This is a genomic window from Alkalihalobacillus alcalophilus ATCC 27647 = CGMCC 1.3604, assembly GCF_000292245.2.
Taxonomy (GTDB): domain Bacteria; phylum Bacillota; class Bacilli; order Bacillales; family Bacillaceae_D; genus Alkalihalobacillus; species Alkalihalobacillus alcalophilus.
The window spans coordinates 47,832-68,689 of the sequence record NZ_ALPT02000012.1 but is presented as its reverse complement, the minus strand read 5'-3'; the positions used below and the strand labels follow the sequence as shown (position 1 = coordinate 68,689).

The following is a 20,858-nucleotide window of genomic DNA, read 5'->3' as shown; positions in this document are numbered from 1 at the left end:
GAGAACGCTCGGGCGCTGAAGAGCTCTGGCCCGTGAGGGGCAGCAGCTGCGAAGGAACAGCTTCTAAAAAAGAACCTCATGAGAGACATCATTGAAAAAGCCTCATGAATCAACCAGGAGGTGGGCGTGAGACGAATCGGTTGTCTTCGTGCAGCATCGTGAGAAACATCGAGGAAAAAGCGACGTGTCCCACTTCCCTGAAGAAGACAACCGAAGAGACAGTAGGACGTTGCCAAGCGATAAAAGCACATTCCAGTAGGAATGTGTTTTTAATTTGCATAAAAAGAAGGCTCGGGCGGTGAAGAGCTCTGGCCCGTCAGGGGCAGCAACTGCGGAGGAACAGCTTCTAAAAAAGAACCTCATGAGAGACATCATTGAAAAAGCCTCATGAATCAACCAGGAGGTGGGCGTGAGACGAATCGGTTGTCTTCGTGCGACTTCGTGAGAAACATCGAAGAAAAAGCGACATGCACGACTTCCCTGAAGAAGACAACCGAAGAGACAGTAGGACGTTGCCAAGCGATAAAGAGGCTGGGACAGAACTAGTTATGGAAAGTAGAAAACGAAGAATATCCTGTGCCCTAGCGGAGCATGATTTTCGGGAGCGGTGAGTAGTAGAACGCCATTCATCAATATCCACTAAGTTTCCAAATAAATTTTATCTTATTAGCTTATTATTCTTACTACAAAATAGAATATGGGCAAAGAGGCTAAGTCCATTTAAGTATGTAGGTCGCATGGCTTTAACTAATTACCTAATACAGTCTATAATCGGAATTTTGATTTTTGTTAGTATAGGCTTGTTTGGTGATATTAATTTAAGATTAGGAATAGCACTAAGTATTATTATTTTCTCCTTTCAGCTTATCGGTAGTTATGTATGGTTAAAATATTTTTAATACGGCCCATTAGAATGGTTATGGCGTTCCTTTATATATATATGGAAAGCTCCAGCGGTTAAAGTAGTTGTTTTTTTGTTATTTATATAGAGCAGTTAAAGAATGTTTCCAAAAACGTTAGGCTATACTAGGTGGTGTAAGTTTGTTGCACTTTTTTTGGCTGTTGCTTATAATGTACATATAGTCAAAGATAGTCAAAGTCAAAAAATGTAGATTTATGTCAATTGTTTTATAGAGGGGAGGGGTGAAGTTGAAAAATATTTCAGATATTATTGAGGGCTATTTAAAGAAAATTCTCTTAAATAGTGATGGAGATATTGTCGAAATAAAACGAAGTGAGTTGGCTCGTCAATTTCAATGTGTACCTTCCCAGATTAATTATGTGATCGGCACTCGTTTTACGATTGAAAAAGGGTATTTAGTTGAAAGTAAGCGAGGGGGCGGCGGTTATATTAGAATCATTAAAGTACGTCCTCATAACGAGATGGCTTTGTTTGATCAAATTATTCAATTAATTGGTAGAGGGATTGATCAGCAAGCAGCTGAAAATATTATTATTCGTTTGTATGAAGAGCAGGCGATTACGAAAAGAGAAAGTAACTTAATGTTAAGTGTTATGGAGAGAACGAATTTTCAGACGTCGATTCAACATAGGGATGAAATTCGGGCTAATTTATTAAGGGCGATGTTAAACACATTAAAGTATATTGATACCGAAGACTGATGTGAGGTGGTGATGAGTGGTGAAGTGCCAAGATTGTCAAGAAAGACCGGCTACGTTACATTTTACGAAGATTATTAACGGTGAAAAAACAGAATTCCATATATGTGAGCAATGTGCTCGTGAAAAAGGGGAACAATTCCCTGGAACGAATAGCTTCTCTATTCATCAATTATTATCAGGGTTATTAAATTTTGAGCAACCTGTACAAGGAAAGACAGCTCAGATTCATAATTTAACTTGTGAAAATTGCGGGATGACTTATGAGCAGTTTACAAGAATCGGTAGGTTTGGGTGTGCACATTGTTATGAAAGTTTTGAAAGCAAATTAGAGCCGATTTTAAAAAGGGTCCATAGTGGCAATAAAACACATACAGGGAAAATACCTAATCGAATTGGTGGAAGTATTCAGCTTAAACGAAAAATCAATGCATTAAAAGAGGAAATGAAAAGACATATTGAACATGAAGAGTTTGAACAGGCAGCTCAGATTCGTGATGAAATGAAAGAATTAACGGCACAATTAAATGAGCAAGAGGAGGGATGAGCTAATGTCACTCCAACGTTTTATTTCTGAAGCTATTAGTCCTTGGATGAAAGAGTCTGGAAGTGAATCCGAAATTGTGTTAAGCAGTAGAATTCGCTTAGCAAGGAACTTAAAGCAATTCAAATTTCCTTTATTAGCGTCTACAGAGGAGTCTCATGCGATTGTGAAGCATGTGGAACAGGCATTACAAGAGAAAGAAAATGAAAAAATTGGTCCTGTTGAGCTTTTATTAATGGATGAATTACGGGTAAATGAAAAGCGAGTCCTTGTAGAAAAACATTTGATTAGCCCTAATTTAGCGGAACAATCTAAGTGTGGAGCCGTATTATTAAGTGAAGATGAATCTGTAAGTATTATGTTGAATGAGGAGGATCATCTTCGAATACAATGTTTATTTCCTGGGTTTCAGCTATTAAAGGGGTTAGAAACGGCAAGTTCTATCGATGATTGGTTGGAAGGGCAATTAACTTATGCTTTTGATGAGACACATGGTTATTTAACGAGCTGCCCAACAAATGTAGGGACAGGTTTAAGAGCATCTGTGATGATGCACTTACCGGCTCTAGCGATGACCCAACAATTAAATAGAATTTTACCGGCAATTAATCAATTAGGTCTAGTTGTTAGAGGAATTTACGGGGAAGGTAGCGAAGCTTTAGGTAACCTATTTCAAGTTTCCAATCAATTGACGTTAGGAAAATCTGAAAAAGATATTGTCGAAGACCTACGCGGAGTCGTTTTACAATTGATCCATCAGGAAAAATCGGCTCGGCAATATTTGATGGAAAATTCTAAGCTTCAGCTTGAAGATCGAGTTTATCGCTCATATGGGATTTTATCTAATAGCCGGATCATAGAATCTAAAGAAGCAACCCAACGATTATCAGATGTCAGATTAGGAATTGATTTAGGGTTAATCGAAGGGATTTCAGGGAATATCCTCAATGAGTTAATGATTTTAACCCAACCCGGCTTCTTACAACAGTTTGCAGGGGATGTATTGAATGCTGATCAACGCGATGAGCGGCGAGCGGCATTAATACGCGAGCGATTATTGTTAGAGGAAAAGACAGATAATTAATGATGGAGGTGGACGTCAATGATGTTTGGACGTTTTACAGAGCGAGCACAGAAAGTATTAGCATTGGCACAAGAAGAAGCGATTCGCCTAGGTCATAATAATATTGGCACAGAGCATATTCTTCTTGGATTAATTCGTGAGGGTGAAGGGATTGCGGCAAAAGCCTTACAAGCTTTAGGGTTAGGTTCTGAAAAAATCCAAAAAGAAGTGGAGACTTTAATTGGCAAAGGTCAAGAAGGATCCAAAACGATACATTATACACCTCGTGCAAAAAAAGTAATTGAATTATCAATGGATGAAGCTCGTAAGCTTGGTCATTCCTATGTTGGCACGGAGCATATCTTATTAGGGTTAATCCGTGAAGGGGAAGGGGTAGCAGCCCGAGTTTTAAATAATTTAGGAGTAAGCTTAAACAAAGCCCGTCAGCAAGTGCTACAGCTATTAGGTAGTAACGAAGTAGGGAGCTCTTCTCAGCAAAGTGGGGCAACAAGTCATGCAAGCACCCCTACTTTAGACAGTTTGGCCCGTGATTTAACGGCGATTGCAAGAGAAGAAGCACTTGACCCCGTTATTGGTCGTAGCAAGGAAATTGAACGAGTGATTCAAGTGCTGAGCCGTCGTACAAAAAACAACCCTGTTTTAATTGGGGAGCCAGGTGTCGGTAAAACGGCGATTGCAGAAGGGTTGGCTCAATCAATTATTGCCAATGAAGTACCAGAAACGCTACGGAATAAACGAGTAATGACCCTTGATATGGGTACAGTTGTGGCGGGAACAAAATACCGTGGAGAGTTTGAAGACCGTTTGAAAAAAGTGATGGATGAAATTCGCCAAGCAGGCAATGTGATTTTATTCATTGATGAGCTTCATACATTAATTGGAGCTGGTGGTGCAGAAGGCGCGATTGATGCTTCAAATATTTTAAAACCTTCATTAGCCCGTGGGGAACTGCAATGTATTGGAGCTACGACTTTAGATGAGTATCGTAAATATATTGAAAAGGATGCGGCTCTAGAGCGTCGTTTCCAACCGATTCAAGTAAATGAGCCTACTCTTGAAGAATCGATTCAAATTTTAACAGGATTAAGAGACCGTTATGAGGCCCACCATCGTGTAACGATTACAGATGATGCGATTTCAGAGGCTGTAAAACTATCAGATCGTTATATTACAGATCGTTTTTTACCAGACAAAGCGATTGATTTAATTGATGAAGCGGCATCGAAAGTGCGCTTACGTTCTTATACAGCACCACCTAACTTAAAAGAGTTGGAGCAAAGATTAGAAGAGACTCGTAAAGAAAAAGATGCAGCAGTTCAAAGTCAGGAATTTGAGAAAGCTGCTTCATTAAGAGATTCTGAGCAACGTTTACGAGAAGAAGTCGATGAAATGAAAAATGAGTGGAAGAAAAAGCAAGGACAAGAGAATACAGAAGTGGTTGTCGATGATATCGCACAAGTTGTAGCGAGCTGGACAGGAGTACCTGTTTCCAAATTGGCAGAAGAAGAAACCGAGCGCTTACTACGAATGGAAGAAATCCTTCATGGCCGTGTGGTTGGGCAAGAAGAAGCGGTTGTTTCTATCTCAAAAGCCGTTCGCCGTGCGAGAGCGGGGCTTAAAGATCCAAAGCGTCCGATTGGTTCCTTTATTTTCTTAGGGCCTACAGGGGTCGGAAAAACCGAATTAGCCCGTGCCGTTGCTGAAACACTATTTGGTGATGAGGATTCTGTTATTCGAATTGATATGTCCGAGTATATGGAAAAGCATGCGACAAGTCGACTTGTTGGTTCTCCTCCTGGATACGTAGGTCATGAGGAAGGTGGACAATTGACCGAGAAGGTTCGTCGTAAGCCTTATTCAGTTATCTTGTTAGATGAAATTGAAAAAGCCCACCCTGAAGTATTCAACATCTTATTACAAGTACTTGAGGATGGACGTTTAACGGATTCAAAAGGCCGGACAGTTGATTTTAGAAACACAGCGATTATTATGACTTCAAACGTCGGAGCAAGTGCTTTAAAACGTAATAAGTATCTTGGCTTTGCGATTGAAAGTGAGGGTCAAGAGTATAAGGATATGAAAGATAAAGTAATGGGTGAGTTAAAACGTAGCTTCCGTCCTGAATTCTTGAACCGTATCGATGAAATTATTGTTTTCCACTCATTAGAGAAAAAACATGTACGTGAAATTACAAATTTAATGGCAGAACAGCTAAAGAAGCGTCTTTATGAGCAAGGCATTGAGCTAGAATTAACGGAAAAAGCATTAGATAAAATTACCGATATTGGCTATGATCCAGAGTACGGGGCCCGTCCATTACGTCGTGCCTTACAAAAACAAGTGGAAGATCGTCTTTCAGAAGAGCTTCTAAAAGGAACGATTTCTAAAGGGCAAAAAGCAGTAATTGATGTGAAGGATGATGCCTTATACGTTGTCACAAAAGAGGACGCAAAGGTTTAACAAGTAAATAGGTGAAGTCAACAAGTTGATTGGTTCAGTGAATAATAAGTGTGCATCAGTGAAAGAATAATAGCCCTAATGTTCACTCACCGAAAGATGTACAAAAGTTATAATAAAAGCCAGGGGCAGTCATAATCTCCTGGCTTTTTGCCATAGACTAAAAGGTGTCATACATGATATTCGTTAAAAAGTAACATCATATGTAAAAAGAGTTATATATTGAACTTTTTTATAAAGATCTTTGCTACAATAAAGGCAAGTAATTTGCAAGGAAGTAGGTTGATTCAGTGGCAAAGAAGAAAACAAAATTTGTTTGTCAAGAATGTGGATATGAATCGGCAAAATGGATGGGGAAATGTCCGGGTTGCCAAGGTTGGAATACGATGGTGGAAGAGTTTGACCAAACAGCAAAGTCTTCAAGTAGAAGCTATGTAACGTCGGCCAATCAAGGAGCGGCAAAACCACAATCGATTACCAAAGTCGAAAGTGAGAAGGAACCTAGAATTAATACGACGATGGTGGAACTAAATCGAGTTCTAGGAGGAGGGGTCGTTCCTGGTTCACTTGTTTTAGTTGGGGGAGACCCGGGTATTGGTAAGTCAACCCTTCTTTTACAGCTTTCATCAAAATTAGCCGAACAAAAACAGAGGGTTTTATATATATCGGGTGAGGAATCGGTCAAGCAAACGAAGCTTAGGGCGGACAGATTAAACCTTAGCACAGCAGAATTATATGTATTAGCAGAGACTGACATTAGTTTTATTGAAAAAGCCATTGATGAAGTGGACCCAGTCCTAGTCGTCATTGACTCGATTCAAACGGTTTATCAAGAGGAAATTGCCTCAGCACCGGGAAGTGTAGCCCAAGTTCGAGAATGTACAGCAGCTTTTATGAAAATTGCTAAAACGAGAGGCATTTCTATTTTTATTGTCGGTCATGTTACGAAACAAGGTTCAATTGCTGGCCCGAAGTTGTTAGAACATATGGTCGATTCGGTGCTCTATTTTGAGGGAGAGCGTCACCATACGTATCGAATTTTAAGAGCGGTCAAAAATCGTTTCGGTTCGACGAATGAGATGGGGATTTTTGAAATGAAGGAGCTCGGTTTAGAGGAAGTGTTAAACCCTTCTGAAATCTTTCTTGAAGAACGCTCTCAAGGAGTAGCAGGCTCAATTGTGGTTGCATCAATGGAAGGAACGCGCCCTGTCTTAGTCGAGTTACAGGCCTTAATTAGCCCAACAAGCTTTGGGAATCCAAGAAGGATGGCAACAGGAATTGATCATAATCGTGTTTCTTTATTAATGGCTGTGTTAGAAAAAAGAGTTGGGTTATTGTTACAAAATCAGGATGCCTATTTAAATGTTGCTGGTGGAGTACGATTAGATGAGCCGGCGATTGATTTAGCGGTTGCGATTAGTATTGCTTCGAGTTTCCGTAATCAAGTCACAAACCCTATGGATGTTGCTATTGGGGAGATCGGGCTAACTGGTGAGATAAGAAGGGTTTCGAGAATTGAACAACGAGTGAATGAAGCGGCAAAATTAGGTTTTAAACGGGCGATCATCCCAGAGAAAAACATTGGTGGATGGAGTGTTCCAAAAGATATCAAAGTGATTGGAGTTTCAACATTAGAAGAAGCATTGGATGCGGTGTTAGGAGGGTAATTGGAGAATGGATGAGCGCAAGAAGGGAGATTTTATTCAAGATGTCTTAAGACTTGTTGCACCAGGGACGGCGTTAAGAGCAGGAATTGATAATGTGTTAAGGGCGAACACAGGAGGTCTAATTGTTCTTGGTTATAACAATGAAATGATGAATATCGTGGATGGTGGATTTTTTATCAATTGCGATTTCTCGCCTGCTTATTTGTATGAATTAGCTAAAATGGATGGAGCCATCATCTTAAATGAGGATGGGACGAGAATTTTGTATGCCAATACACAGCTTGTTCCAAACAACGGGATTGAATCGAATGAAACAGGGATTCGTCACCGAACAGCAGAGCGTGTCGCTAAACAAACAGGTAATCTAGTGATTTCAATTTCGCAAAGACGAAATGTTATTACATTGTATCAAGGAGAAAATCGTTATTCTTTAAGAGATATTGGCGTTATTTTAACAAAAGCAAATCAAGCGGTACAGACACTTGAGAAATATAAAGTTGTTTTAGATCAAGGCATTACAAATTTAGGGGCTCTAGAATTTGAACAGCTTGTCACGTTTCAAGAAGTGATTCAAGTGATCCATCGTGTTCAAATGGTTTTGAGGATCAAACGTGAAATTATTAATTATGTGAATGAATTAGGAGATGAAGGTCGCCTTATTACGATGCAGCTAAATGAATTAGTTTCAAATATTGAAAAAGAGGCCATTTATTTACTAAAGGATTATGTAAAAGAAAAGAAAACCGATGTCTATGACACATTACGTGAATTAACTAAAGCCGAATCACCCGAGCTGCTAGACGATAATGAGATTGTCAAAACATTAGGTTATAGTCGAATGGCTAATGTGCAAGAACAGTCGGTTATGCCAAGAGGTTATCGAATTCTCCACCGGATTCCACGCTTGCCTACGCTCATTATTGAAAATTTGATCGATAAATACGGCGATTTGGCTAATATTATGTTTGCAAGTATTGATGAATTAGATGAGGTAGAAGGAATAGGGGAAGCAAGGGCTAAAATGATTAAAAATGGCTTAAATCGCATTCAAGAACAATTGTTCGTTGATCGTCATATCTAATGATAAAATGTGTGATTTCTCTATAAAAACCTTTCGACAAAACGATGTCCTTTTCAAGAGAAAATGCCGATAAAGATGGAATTTTATGTGAAATGCAGTTTGCTAGGTTTTGATTTATGAAACTTGTCTATAATAGGTACAAGGAGGTGAAAAAGAAGTGTTGAGAAGGATAATACAATTATGTTTTATATTAGTTGGTGGAACGTTAGGTTTTATCTATATCCCTGAACTTATTCAATTATTGGATTTAGGTTCTGGTTGGATGGCATCCCCATATGTAGGCGTCGTCATTGGTGCATTGCTATTATTTATAATTAGTTTATGGTTAGCTGATCATTTTGTCGGGTTTATTAAAGTTCTTGAAGAAGCGATTGTTAAAGCACCTGTAACAGACGTTCTCTTTGGTTCAATGGGGTTAATTATTGGACTTATTGTGGCATTTCTTATTCCATTAAATGCAGTGGAAATCCCGGTAATAAGTACGATACTTCCAATTTTTCTAACGCTTTTGTTAGGGTACCTAGGGTTTCAAATTGGCTTTAAAAAACGTGATGAACTTGTTCAAGTTTTTACGGTGACAAAGCAACTAGGCAAAGATAAGAAAAAAGATGATACGCAGACAGACTCTGATCTTAAAATATTGGATACAAGTGTCATTATCGATGGACGTATTGCGGATATTTGCAAAACGCGTTTTCTAGAAGGCACGTTAGTGATTCCAGGTTTTGTTTTAGAAGAATTACAACATATCGCTGATTCTTCTGATGTTTTAAAACGTAATCGAGGTCGTAGAGGTTTAGATATATTAAATAAAATTCAAAAAGAACTCCCTATCAATGTTGAAATTTATGAAGGGGATTTTGAAGAGATTCATGAAGTCGATAGCAAGTTAGTGAAATTAGCGAAGCTCACTTCTGGTATTGTCGTGACAAACGATTTTAACTTAAATAAAGTGTGTGAGCTTCAAGGTGTATCGGTGCTAAATATAAATGATTTAGCAAATGCCGTTAAGCCTGTTGTTCTTCCTGGAGAAGAGTTAAATGTTCAAGTCATTAAAGATGGAAAAGAGCATCATCAAGGTGTCGCTTATTTAGACGATGGAACGATGATTGTTGTAGAAGGTGGAAGAGACTTTATTAGTAAACATATTGATGTGATCGTTACGAGTGTTTTACAAACGAGTGCGGGTCGTATGATTTTTGCCAAGCCTAAAGTATTGGAAAAAGCTCTCTAAACAGAGTCACAATAGAGTGGGCTAATAAGATAAGTCTTATAATAAAGTAGGTGAGAAGCCCAGTGTGCTTTTTCATCTACTTTTTTTGATGTTTAATTAGATGTTGATTATGTCTGTCATTTGGAGGCAGCAGCCTAATATTCAGAGCCATTTTTAGCAAGTCAGGTTAATTTAATCACTTTTTTCGTAATCATGCTAAAATAAGAGCAAGAAAATGTGAAATGGAGAGAATATAATGAGGTATAGTCTCATTCTTTTGGCAGCTGGTCAAGGGAAACGGATGAAAGCAGGAAAGAACAAATTACTAATTGAACTGCAAAATCGCCCACTTTTGTTACATACGTTGACGCTATTTGAAGAAGACCCATGGTGTGATGAAGTCGTTTTGGTGGCTCATCAGGGTGAAATAGAGCTTTTAGCAGATTTAATTGATGGCGACTATGGAAAGATAAAAAAGATTATTCCTGGTGGGGTTGAGCGGCAAGATAGTGTAAAATGTGGATTAGACGAAATTGACGCTGGGAAGATCGTTTTAATCCATGATGGAGCAAGGCCATTTGTGAAGAGAACGGTCATTCATGAGCTAGTCGAAGTGGCTGCAGAGGATGGGGCGGCGATTGTAGCTGTTCCAGTAAAAGATACGATTAAAAAAGTCGAAAATCAACAAGTAGTAGATACACTCGATCGCTCTGAGTTATGGTCTGTCCAAACCCCACAAGCTTTTCAAGTGGGTTTAATTAAACAAGCTCACAACAAAGCATTAATAGAACAGAAGTTAGGAACGGATGACGCGAGTCTTGTTGAATGGTATGGCAAGCCAGTCACAATTGTGGAAGGCGATTATTTTAATATAAAAATTACAACACAAGAAGATTTATTATTTGCTGAAGCAATCATTGGAATGGAAGCGAGGAATAATGATGTTTAGAATAGGACAAGGTTTTGATGTACATCAATTAGTAGAAGGCAGACCTCTTATTATTGGCGGGATTACGATTCCCTATGAAAAAGGTTTATTAGGACATTCAGATGCTGATGTTTTGCTACATACCATTGCAGATGCTGCCCTTGGGGCGATTGGGGAAGGTGACATCGGGAAGCATTTCCCAGATACATCAGCAGAATTTAAAGATGCCGACTCAGCGAAGTTATTAATCGATGTATGGAAAATTGTGAAGGAAAAAGGGTATGAGCTAGGCAATTTAGATTGTACGATCATTGCTCAGCAACCAAAGATGGCTCCTCATATTGATTCAATGAGAAATCGCATCGCTGAACTGCTGGAGGCCAATGTTTCGCAAATCAATGTAAAGGCGACAACAACAGAGAAATTAGGATTCACAGGCCGTGGGGAAGGGATTGCTTCACAAGCCGTCATTTTATTACAAGCAAAAAAAGGGTAAACTAGTTAGTGCTAAGAGGGTCAGGAAGAAGGATGTTATCCAAATGATCAGCTTCGGCTGTACTCCCTGGAGACTCCTGCGGGATTAGTGAAGGAAGGGAGACCCCGCAGCGATGAGCGAGGAGGCCCCCGACTCACCCGCGGAACGTGTAGGACATGCAGCTCGTGGAGTAAGCTAACGTGTCGACCGTTTTTCTGCTGCCTCTAAAGAAAGAGAGATACTTGACGATTGCCCTTTAGTTGGTGCTAAAATAAGAAAAGTAAAATGAGTGCATGTTGCTCATATATTAGAAACGGAGAGTGTAGAAGGATGACAAAAGATATTCGTGTACGTTTTGCCCCAAGTCCGACTGGGCATTTACATATTGGTGGTGCACGTTCAGCTCTATTCAACTATTTATATGCGAAAAACCAAGGTGGACAATTCATCTTAAGAATTGAAGATACGGATCAAGCAAGAAATGTTGATAGTGCGACGGAGAAGTTATTGGAGAGTTTAAAGTGGCTTGGTATTCATTGGGATGAGAGCATTGATGTAGGAGGTCCTTATGGTCCTTACCGTAGTATGGAGCGTACGGAGATTTATCAAGAGTATTTAGAAAAACTACTTTCCAAAGGCGATGCTTATTACTGTTATATGACGGAAGAAGAATTACAAGCAGAGCGTGAAGCACAGCTTGCTAAAGGTGAAACGCCAAAATACAGTGGACGTGATCGAGATTTAACCGACGAGCAAAGAAAAGCTTATGAAGAGAAAGGGTTAAAACCAGTCATTCGTTTCCGTGTTCCTGAAGGAAAAGTGATTAAAATTGAAGATGCCGTTCGTGGCGAGGTTTCCTTTGAATCAGACGGAATTGGTGACTTTGTTATTGCCCGTAAAGATGGCGTTCCAATGTATAATTTTGCGGTTGTTATTGACGATTATTTAATGAAAATTACACATGTTATTCGTGGTGAAGAACATTTATCGAATACACCACGCCAAGTATTATTGTATGAAGCATTAGGTTTGGAAGTCCCAACTTTTGCCCATGCTTCTTTAATTCTAAATGCAGATAGACAAAAAATGAGTAAACGTGATGAGTCGATTATTCAATTTGTTGAACAATATAAAGACCTTGGGTATCGTCCAGATGCGATCGTTAACTTTCTTGCTTTACTTGGCTGGTCTCCAGTTGGTGAAGAGGAAATTTTCTCATTAGAAGATCTTGAGAAGCAATTTAGTTTAGAGCGTGTCTTGAAATCACCAGCCGTCTTTGATACAGATAAATTAGCTTGGATGAATAATCAGTATATGAAAAAAGCTGATTTGGATGAAGTTCTTGAATTGACTGTGCCCCATTTAGTGAAAGCGGGTCGTCTTCCTGAGGTGATGAGTGCTGAACAAACTCAGTGGGTGAAACGTCTTGTTGGACTTTATCAAGAGCAACTTCACTATGGTGCTGAAATTGTAGAGTTGACAGAGTTGTTCTTTAAAGAGGAAATTGAGTATAATGAAGAAGCACAAGCTGTTCTTAATGAAGAGCAAGTTCCAGAAGTGATGCAAGCCTTTTTAAATGAGTTGGAACAATTAGAGGAATTTGTGGCTGCGAATATTAAAAGTGCGATCAAAGCAACCCAAAAAGCGACTGGGCAAAAAGGAAAGAAATTATTTATGCCAATTCGTGTCGCTACAACAGGTCAAACCCATGGTCGTGAGCTTGATGATTCAATTGAGCTTCTTGGCAAAGAAATAGTTGTAGCAAGATTGAAAAAATTAGTATAACATTTAATCAAAATGACATAGACTGTGATTATTTGTCATTCTAGAGTTTGATAGAACAACGTGTTGAGAGGGAAAAGTAAGAAGTCTTTTCTAACTTGAAAGAGAGAATCACCATGGCTGAAAGTGATTTAAGTAGAAGCTTCCGAAAATGCACCCTTGAGCCTTTTCTTGAAATGAAGTAGGGAAAAGCGTGTTGCGACGTTATACGCAAAGTTGAGAAAAATAGTGCCGGAGCTTGTGGCATTATTGAAACAGAGTGGGACCGCGCGTTAGCGCCTCTGTGCACAATAATAGTGCATAGAGGTGCTTTTTGACTTTTAGAGGAGATAAGCGTCACCAAATAAATTAAACTAAACGCTTTGCTTATAATGGGGGATGAGTGGAGATGAAAAAAAAGTTTCAAACTCTATTAAATGATATAGATGTTGTTTTTGACCAAGATCCTGCCGCACGTAGTCGGTTTGAAGTGGTTTTCACCTATTCAGGAGTCCATGCAATTTGGATGCATCGTTTCGCTCACTGGCTATGGAAGAAAAAGTTTTATTTCATTGGTCGTTTGTTATCACAATTGAATCGTTTTATTACAGGGGTTGAAATTCATCCAGGTGCAGTCATTGGGCAACGAGTGTTTATTGATCACGGTATGGGAGTTGTGATTGGTGAAACGTGTGAAATTGGAAATAATGTAACCATCTATCAAGGGGTGACTTTAGGTGGTACAGGGAAAGAAAAAGGCAAGCGTCATCCAACTGTAGAGGATGGAGTGCTCATTGCCTCTGGCGCTAAAGTTCTTGGATCTTTTACAATCGGAGAGAATGCACGAATTGGAGCTGGCTCAGTTGTGCTTAATGAAGTACCGGCGAATTCAACGGTTGTCGGGATCCCTGGTAAGATTGTTGTTCAAGATGGAATCAAGGTCGTGAAAAGCTTAAATCATCATATGCTACCAGACCCAGTCGCAGATAAATTGAAAGAGTTAGAAGACGAAATCTCGAAATTAAAAAAAGAGTTAGGGCAAGAAAGAAAAAATAATTCTTAATGAGAACATAATAGGTAAGAAAGAATATATTATAGGCAAATGTCGAGGATGTAAATAGAAGTGGAACACTTTGAGGCATTGATAAAGAGACAGGTATTTTAATTAAAAGGAGAAGGTCGTATGTCGATCAAACTTTATAATAGTTTAACAAAAAAGAAAGAAACATTTGTACCGATGGAAGAGGGCAAGGTAAAAATGTATGTTTGTGGACCCACTGTCTACAATTATATTCATATCGGGAATGCAAGACCACCGATCGTTTATGATGTCGTACGAAATTATTTGAAATATCGCGGCTATGACGTGCATTTTGTTTCAAATTTTACTGATGTGGATGATAAAATCATTCGAGCTGCCCATGAATTAGGTGAGGATGTATTTGAAGTAGCAAATCGTTTTATCCAGGCTTACCATGAAGATACATGTGCTTTAGGGGTAAAGGAAGCGGACCATCACCCGAGAGTAACGGAAACGATTCCTGAAATTATTGACTTTATTAAGCAATTAGTTGATAAAGGGTACGCTTATGAGGCAGATGGGGATGTTTATTTTAGAACGAGAAAATTTAAAGGTTACGGAAAACTTTCTTCCCAGTCGATTGACGATTTACGATCAGGTTCGAGAGTAGAAGTCGACGCGAGAAAAGAAGATCCACTTGATTTTGCTTTATGGAAAGATGCAAAGGCAGGAGAAATCTCATGGAAGAGTCCGTGGGGGGACGGAAGACCAGGCTGGCATATTGAATGCTCAGCGATGGTCAAAAAATATTTAGGGGATACGATCGACATTCATGCTGGCGGCCAGGATTTAACGTTCCCGCATCACGAAAATGAAATTGCTCAGTCAGAAGCTTTAACAGGAAAAACGATGGCCAATTATTGGTTACACAATGGATTTATTAATATTGATAATGAAAAAATGTCGAAATCACTAGGAAATTTTGTTTTGGCTCATGACATGATTCAACAGCATTCACCAGAAGTCATCCGATTTTTTATGCTAACGGCTCATTATCGTAGTCCAATTAATTTCAGTGACGAGCTTTTAGAGGGAGCAAAAAGAGGTTTAGAACGTTTAAAAGGTGCAAGGGAAAGTTTGGAGCATCGTTTTAAACAATCCGCTGACTTTGGTGAAGTAGGGGATTGGCTCGAAAAGATAGAAAAAGCAAAAGGTCGTTTTATTGAAGAAATGGATGACGACTTTAACTCGGCTAATGGAATTTCTGTGTTATTTGATTTGGCAAAAGAAGCCAATCGTTATTTACGAGAAGAGCAAACATCTAAAAAAATCTTGCAAGCCTTTATAGAAATGCTTGATGAATTATCAGCTGTGTTAGGGATTAGTTTAGCAGAAGAGGCAGAAATGCTTGATGCTGAGATTGATGACTTAATTGAAGAGAGAAATGAGGCTCGTATCGCACGAAACTTTGCTCGAGCAGATGAAATTCGTGATTTCTTAAAAGAAAAAGGGATTATTTTAGAAGATACGGCTCAAGGTGTACGGTGGAAACGAGGATAATATGAAGTTAATTGAACCAAATATTGATTTAAAACAATTAAACCCGCTCGCCCTTGCTTATATGGGCGATGCGGTCTTAGAAATGTATATTCGCTACCACTTGATTGCTCAAGGGAAAGTACGCCCCCATCAGCTGCATAAGGAAGCGACGAGTTTTGTATCAGCAAAAGCACAGGCGGCCGTTGTTCATCAAATGATCGATGATAACTTTTTTTCAGAAGCTGAGCTTGCAGTTGTGCGACGTGGTCGTAATGCAAGGTCGGGGTCGGTGCCAAAGAATACGGACGTACAAACGTATCGTTATGCAACGGCTTTTGAAGCGATTCTTGGCTATTTATATTTACAAGAGGAGACAAGCCGTTTAGATGAGGTTGTGGCAAAGATGCTTGAGCTACTGCAAGAAAAAGAAGGAGGTGCAGCCAAGTGAGTGAAGAATTTATTGTTGGGAAAAATCCCGTTATAGAAGCATTACGTTCAGGTCATACAATTAATAAAATTTGGATTGCAGAAGGTTCTCAAAAAGGACAAATGACTAAAGTGATGGAGCTTGCGAAACAGAATGGAATACTTGTGCAGCAGGCACCTAAAAAAAAGTTAGAGCAGCTTGTGAGCACAACGAATCATCAAGGGGTTGTCGCGTCGATTGCAGCTTATGAATATAAGGAGCTCGATGATTTATTTGCTTTGGCACAATCTCGTAATGAAGAACCTTTTTTCTTATTACTAGATGAATTAGAGGATCCTCATAACTTAGGTTCGATTTTAAGGACCGCCGATGCTGTTGGTGCTCATGGTGTGATTATTCCGAAACGGCGTGCTGTTGGTTTAACCCAAACGGTTGCGAAAGCGTCGACTGGAGCGATTGAGTATATCCCAGTTGTTCGGGTGACGAATATGGCGAGAACGATGGAAGACTTAAAGAAGCGTGGTTTATGGTTTGTCGGTACAGATGCAAAAGGCAGCGAAGATTATAGACAAGCTTCCTATGATATGCCTGTTGGCCTTGTTATAGGGAGTGAAGGCAAAGGAATCAGTCGGTTGATTAAAGAGAAGTGCGACTTCTTGATTCAAATTCCGATGGTTGGACAAGTCACATCATTGAATGCTTCTGTAGCGGCGAGCTTATTAATGTATGAAGTATACAGAAAAAGAAACCCGCTAGGTCATTGAAGGCAATGAAAGATATTCTGTTAGTTGATGGTTATAATATGATAGGTGCGTGGCCGAAGCTGCGCACTTTAAAAGATAAAGACTTAGAACTTGCAAGGGATCAGTTGATCGAGATAATGGCTGAATACCAAGCTTATACAGGTTATGAAGTGAAAGTGATCTTTGATGCTCATATGGTTGAAGGCGTTGGAAAAAAGTATAAAAATTACAGAGTTGATGTGATTTATACAGGCAAAAACGAAACGGCTGATGAACGGATCGAGAAGCTTGTTTCCGAATTAAATCGCCTTGACCGGACGATTCATGTCGCTACTTCGGATTTTACAGAGCAGTCGATCACATTTGGAAAAGGGGCTTTGCGGAAGTCGGCACGAGAGCTTTTAACGGAAACAGAAATTATGCAAAAAGGGATTCATCATGCTGTCGAAAAAACGAAGAAAAGCCAAGAATCAACAAATCTCACGCTTACATCAGAGATAGCAGAAATTTTTGAAAAATGGCGTCGAGGGCTATAAAGAGGAGTTGACCTTCTGGAAAAGTGTGCTATATAATGTTTCTATAATTTAACAAGCACCTAGGTCGGGGGGATTGTTTTGAACATGGACCTTCAAGAAACTGCAGTAAAGCCGAATTTAGATCAGTTTGATGATGACCAATTAGTAGGACAAGCACGTTTAGGTAATGGAGCGGCACTTGAGTATTTAATCAACAAGTACAAAAATTTTGTCAGAGCTAAAGCACGTTCTTATTTTCTGATTGGTGCTGATCACGAAGACATTGTGCAAGAAGGAATGATCGGTCTCTACAAAGCGATTCGCGATTTTAATGGCGAGAAATTATCATCGTTTAAAGCTTTTGCAGAATTATGTGTAACAAGGCAAATTATTACGGCGATTAAAACGGCGACAAGACAAAAGCATATCCCGTTAAATTCGTATGTATCATTGGACAAGCCCCTTTATGACGAAGAATCCGACCGTACACTACTCGACGTAATTTGTGGAACACGTGTAACGAATCCTGAAGAGTTACTTATTAATCAAGAAGAATTTGCTGATATTGAATTAAAAATGGGTGAGATCTTAAGTGATTTGGAACAACAGGTTTTGATGCTCTATTTAGACGGAAGAACCTATCAAGAAATTTCAGAAGATTTAAACCGGCATGTCAAATCCATTGATAATGCCTTGCAAAGAGTAAAGAGGAAACTAGAGCGATATGTTGAATTAAAAGGTGTTACTTTATAAGAATTAAGACCGGTACCTGTTAGTTGAGCAGGTACCGTTTTTGTTAAAAGCGTTAAGGACAGTGAGGCTCCCGACTCACCCACGGAACGCGAAGGGTATGCAGCTAACTATGTAACCCTATTTTAACACTCAGAGTTTTTCGAAGTTTTTTTTCCTCTCTACTTACCGGCTCTTAATTTAATAAAGTAAATCTCTATTAATTTGGAGATTGAATTGACACTCAATTTTAGCTGTGCTAGAGTGAAAATGTGTGTATGTACGATCTATTAGGAGGTGGCAGACGATGACGACTAAAGTGGCACTTGCCTGCAGTATCTGTCAATCTCGTAATTATTCAACAAACAAAAATAAACAAACTCATATGAATCGAATTGAGATGAAGAAGTTTTGTAAAGTTTGTAATGAACATACACTTCATCGCGAAACGAAGTAAGAGACATTTCTTTTTAGAAAGATTCTTCTTTATCTTGAAGGTTTTGTATGAGCCAGATATAGACTTATTTCTTTTTGAGGAGCAACTTAGCCCTTTGAAGGTGGAGAGAAATAAGTCTCTTTTATACTAAAAATGCAAGAAACTATCACAATAAAAATATGCGTAAATCGGAATAGATGAGCTTTCTTTTGTCTATATTGATTGGTGTGCTGGAGGTGTCTCGTTTGGCAAGTGAGAAAAGTAGTGGCAATTTTTTTGGTGGTGTAGTTCGTGAAATGAAAAGAGTTTCTTGGCCAACAAGGAAGGAACTCACCCGTTATACAATTGTTGTTGTTACAACTGTATTGATTATGTCTATATTCTTTTGGCTTGTAGATTTAGGTATTTCAGCTATTGTGGAACAATTGGTTCGCTAATAAGGTGGTTTAAGAGTGATTGGACTCATTTGAGCTTTAATGTTGATGAGCCAGTCTCTTTTAAACTTTATGAGGAGGGAAGGACACTACCGTCCTAAAAAGCATGGAAAAAAACTGGTATGTTGTTCATACGTACTCGGGGTATGAAAATAAAGTAAAAGCGAATTTAGAGAAGCGTCTTGAATCAATGGAGATGACTGACAAGATCTTTCGCGTTTTAGTTCCTGTTGAAGAAGAAACTGAAGTGAAGAACGGGAAAACTAAAACGGTTTCTCGTAAAGTATTCCCAGGATATGTCCTTGTTGAAATGGCAATGACTGATGACTCTTGGTATGTTGTGCGAAATACACCTGGTGTAACAGGGTTTGTTGGTTCGGCGGGAGCTGGTTCAAAACCGACGGCGCTTATGCCGGATGAAGTGGATCGTATCTTACGCCAAATGGGTGTCGATGAACCAAAAGCTGAAATTGACTTTGAGTTAAAAGAGTCGGTTAAGGTGAAGGAAGGTCCATTCGCGAATTTTGTTGGTTCTATTGAAGAAATTCTAGCGGACAAACAAAAACTGAAAGTTCATGTGAATATGTTCGGTCGTGAAACACCGGTTGAACTTGAATTTAGTCAAGTGGAAAAGATTTAATTTGAAAAAAACTTGAAATTAATCGATGAAGGTGATAAAATCTTCATGGTTGATAGTGGTTTATTTACATGAGCCAATCGGGTGCTTGAATGCATCCGTTTTTTGAGTGGGAGGGTGAAACCCGGATACCACATCACGGACTAAGGAGGTGTGTCACGTGGCGAAAAAGGTAATTAAAATGGTTAAGTTGCAAATTCCTGCTGGAAAAGCAAATCCAGCACCACCAGTTGGTCCTGCATTAGGTCAAGCAGGTGTTAATATCATGGGATTCTGTAAAGAGTTTAACGCTCGTACTTCAGATCAAGCTGGTCTAATTATTCCGGTTGAAATTACGGTATTTGAAGACCGTTCGTTTACATTTATTACGAAAACTCCACCGGCTGCAGTTCTACTTAAGAAAGCGGCAGGTATTGAGTCTGGTTCTGGTGAGCCAAACCGTAATAAGGTTGCAACAGTCAAGCGTGATAAGGTACGCGAGATTGCTGAAACAAAAATGCCTGATTTAAATGCAGCTGATGTTGAAGCAGCAATGCGCATGGTAGAAGGTACTGCGCGTAGCATGGGTATTGTGATTGAAGATTAATTGGTAAGACTCGTGAGGTTGCGATTGAGGGTCACCCTCATATCCTAATTTATTAGGTTCGCAACCTTTCATAGTGGGAGGTCCTACCGCTAAAACCACATTCGAGGAGGAAATTAGCATGGCTAAAAAAAGTAAAAAATATCAAGATGCTTTAAAACTAGTTGATCGCGACGTATCTTACTTAGTTGAAGAAGCAGTTGAATTAGTTAAAAAAACAGCAACAGCTAAATTTGACGAGACTGTTGAAGTAGCTGTACGCCTTGGAGTAGATCCTAAAAAAGCGGATCAACAAATCCGTGGTGCTGTTGTACTTCCAAACGGAACAGGTAAAACTCAATCTGTATTAGTTTTCGCTAAAGGTGAAAAAGCTAAAGAAGCTGAAGCAGCTGGCGCGGATTATGTTGGAGACGAAGATTACATTAACAAGATCAACCAAGGTTGGTTTGAGTTTGACGTAATCGTTGCAACTCCTGACATGATGGCTCAAGTTGGTAAGCTTGGTCGTGTTCTTGGACCAAAAGGCTTAATGCCAAACCCTAAAACGGGAACAGTTACATTTGATGTGACGAAAGCGATTAACGAAATCAAAGCAGGTAAAGTTGAATACCGTGTTGATAAAGCTGGTAACATTCACGTACCAATTGGTAAAGTGTCGTTCGAAACAGGAAAATTAGTAGAGAACTTCAAAACAATCATTGATACTTTAATGAAAGCTAAACCAGCGGCAGCAAAAGGTACTTACGTGAAAAACGTAACCGTTGCTTCAACAATGGGTCCTGGAGTTCGTGTTAATGCAACTGCGTTAACAAAATAATTGTTGACATTTTATTTGAGTCCACGTATACTCTTAGGAGTGTGCTAAGGCATAATAAATAAATTTAAACATTCATACCGTAGACAGTAGGGGCGTTCACGCTTAATCATCCTACCGAGGTAAGCGATATAGATTCTTAATAAAAGA

The 20,858-nt window shown here is 39.2% G+C and carries 22 protein-coding genes and 2 other annotated features (1 of these 24 only partly in view); all 22 genes read left to right on the top strand.

All coding sequences use genetic code 11. The features are described from left to right. The first annotated feature begins 632 nt into the window (after window positions 1-632). The 22 genes from BALCAV_RS23395 to rplA all read left to right on the top strand — a co-directional run bounded on the left by BALCAV_RS23395 (window position 633) and on the right by rplA (window position 20,711). Complete coding sequence (locus BALCAV_RS23395; protein WP_081939213.1) at window positions 633-899, top strand: DUF418 domain-containing protein; 267 nt, start codon at window positions 633-635, stop codon at window positions 897-899. A 250-nt stretch (window positions 900-1,149) separates the two neighbouring features. Beyond that, window positions 1,150-1,623: a CtsR family transcriptional regulator gene (locus tag BALCAV_RS05055; protein ID WP_003322575.1), complete on the top strand. Its 474-nt coding sequence runs from the start codon at window positions 1,150-1,152 to the stop codon at window positions 1,621-1,623. 19 nt (window positions 1,624-1,642) lie between these two features. Further along, window positions 1,643-2,167, top strand: coding sequence for a UvrB/UvrC motif-containing protein (locus BALCAV_RS05050; RefSeq protein ID WP_040323647.1), 525 nt, complete (start codon window positions 1,643-1,645; stop codon window positions 2,165-2,167). A gap of 4 nt (window positions 2,168-2,171) precedes the next feature. Further along, entirely contained in the window at window positions 2,172-3,248 is a 1,077-nt protein-coding gene (locus BALCAV_RS05045; protein ID WP_003322577.1) for a protein arginine kinase, read from the top strand. 18 nt (window positions 3,249-3,266) lie between these two features. After that, a complete protein-coding gene (gene clpC / locus BALCAV_RS05040) occupies window positions 3,267-5,708 on the top strand; it encodes an ATP-dependent protease ATP-binding subunit ClpC (RefSeq protein WP_003322578.1) in 2,442 nt (813 codons plus the stop codon). A 287-nt stretch (window positions 5,709-5,995) separates the two neighbouring features. After that, window positions 5,996-7,372, top strand: a complete 1,377-nt coding sequence (gene radA, locus BALCAV_RS05035; protein ID WP_003322579.1) for a DNA repair protein RadA — start codon at window positions 5,996-5,998, stop codon at window positions 7,370-7,372. A 7-nt stretch (window positions 7,373-7,379) separates the two neighbouring features. Continuing rightward, a complete protein-coding gene (gene disA / locus BALCAV_RS05030; RefSeq protein ID WP_003322580.1) occupies window positions 7,380-8,453 on the top strand; it encodes a DNA integrity scanning diadenylate cyclase DisA in 1,074 nt (357 codons plus the stop codon). Between the two features lie 157 nt (window positions 8,454-8,610). Next, complete coding sequence (locus tag BALCAV_RS05025) at window positions 8,611-9,687, top strand: PIN/TRAM domain-containing protein (protein WP_003322582.1); 1,077 nt, start codon at window positions 8,611-8,613, stop codon at window positions 9,685-9,687. A 235-nt stretch (window positions 9,688-9,922) separates the two neighbouring features. Then, the gene (gene ispD / locus BALCAV_RS05020) at window positions 9,923-10,615 is read left to right on the top strand and encodes a 2-C-methyl-D-erythritol 4-phosphate cytidylyltransferase (RefSeq protein WP_003322583.1); all 693 of its coding nucleotides are present in this window, start codon (window positions 9,923-9,925) and stop codon (window positions 10,613-10,615) included. After that, window positions 10,608-11,090, top strand: a complete 483-nt coding sequence (gene ispF / locus BALCAV_RS05015; protein ID WP_003322584.1) for a 2-C-methyl-D-erythritol 2,4-cyclodiphosphate synthase — start codon at window positions 10,608-10,610, stop codon at window positions 11,088-11,090. Before ispD ends, ispF begins: the two co-directional genes overlap by 8 nt. Before the next feature lie 309 nt (window positions 11,091-11,399). Continuing rightward, window positions 11,400-12,854: a glutamate--tRNA ligase gene (gltX, locus tag BALCAV_RS05010; protein ID WP_003322585.1), complete on the top strand. Its 1,455-nt coding sequence runs from the start codon at window positions 11,400-11,402 to the stop codon at window positions 12,852-12,854. Window positions 12,855-12,908: 54 nt separating this feature from the next. Continuing rightward, window positions 12,909-13,137: a binding site (T-box leader), on the top strand. Between the two features lie 102 nt (window positions 13,138-13,239). Beyond that, on the top strand, window positions 13,240-13,893 hold the full coding sequence (gene cysE / locus BALCAV_RS05005; protein ID WP_003322586.1) for a serine O-acetyltransferase: 654 nt from the start codon (window positions 13,240-13,242) through the stop codon (window positions 13,891-13,893). 120 nt (window positions 13,894-14,013) lie between these two features. Continuing rightward, window positions 14,014-15,411: a cysteine--tRNA ligase gene (gene cysS, locus BALCAV_RS05000; protein WP_003322587.1), complete on the top strand. Its 1,398-nt coding sequence runs from the start codon at window positions 14,014-14,016 to the stop codon at window positions 15,409-15,411. A gap of 1 nt (window position 15,412) precedes the next feature. Then, on the top strand, window positions 15,413-15,838 hold the full coding sequence (locus tag BALCAV_RS04995; protein WP_003322588.1) for a Mini-ribonuclease 3: 426 nt from the start codon (window positions 15,413-15,415) through the stop codon (window positions 15,836-15,838). Beyond that, window positions 15,835-16,581, top strand: a complete 747-nt coding sequence (gene rlmB, locus BALCAV_RS04990) for a 23S rRNA (guanosine(2251)-2'-O)-methyltransferase RlmB (RefSeq protein ID WP_003322589.1) — start codon at window positions 15,835-15,837, stop codon at window positions 16,579-16,581. The genes BALCAV_RS04995 and rlmB overlap by 4 nt, the downstream gene beginning before the upstream one ends. Window positions 16,582-16,586: 5 nt before the next feature. Next, window positions 16,587-17,096: an NYN domain-containing protein gene (locus BALCAV_RS04985; protein WP_003322590.1), complete on the top strand. Its 510-nt coding sequence runs from the start codon at window positions 16,587-16,589 to the stop codon at window positions 17,094-17,096. An 84-nt stretch (window positions 17,097-17,180) separates the two neighbouring features. Beyond that, window positions 17,181-17,828: an RNA polymerase sporulation sigma factor SigH gene (gene sigH, locus BALCAV_RS04980; protein ID WP_003322591.1), complete on the top strand. Its 648-nt coding sequence runs from the start codon at window positions 17,181-17,183 to the stop codon at window positions 17,826-17,828. Between the two features lie 283 nt (window positions 17,829-18,111). Continuing rightward, entirely contained in the window at window positions 18,112-18,261 is a 150-nt protein-coding gene (gene rpmG, locus BALCAV_RS04975) for a 50S ribosomal protein L33 (protein ID WP_003322592.1), read from the top strand. Window positions 18,262-18,485: 224 nt separating this feature from the next. Further along, window positions 18,486-18,677: a preprotein translocase subunit SecE gene (gene secE, locus BALCAV_RS22690; protein ID WP_003322593.1), complete on the top strand. Its 192-nt coding sequence runs from the start codon at window positions 18,486-18,488 to the stop codon at window positions 18,675-18,677. Window positions 18,678-18,780: 103 nt separating this feature from the next. After that, window positions 18,781-19,314: a transcription termination/antitermination protein NusG gene (gene nusG / locus BALCAV_RS04965; RefSeq protein ID WP_003322594.1), complete on the top strand. Its 534-nt coding sequence runs from the start codon at window positions 18,781-18,783 to the stop codon at window positions 19,312-19,314. A gap of 157 nt (window positions 19,315-19,471) precedes the next feature. Further along, complete coding sequence (gene rplK / locus BALCAV_RS04960; protein ID WP_003322595.1) at window positions 19,472-19,897, top strand: 50S ribosomal protein L11; 426 nt, start codon at window positions 19,472-19,474, stop codon at window positions 19,895-19,897. A 73-nt stretch (window positions 19,898-19,970) separates the two neighbouring features. Beyond that, the gene (rplA, locus tag BALCAV_RS04955; protein ID WP_326938290.1) at window positions 19,971-20,711 is read left to right on the top strand and encodes a 50S ribosomal protein L1; all 741 of its coding nucleotides are present in this window, start codon (window positions 19,971-19,973) and stop codon (window positions 20,709-20,711) included. Window positions 20,712-20,770: 59 nt separating this feature from the next. Then, window positions 20,771-20,858, top strand: a sequence feature (ribosomal protein L10 leader region); it runs 48 nt beyond the window's last position.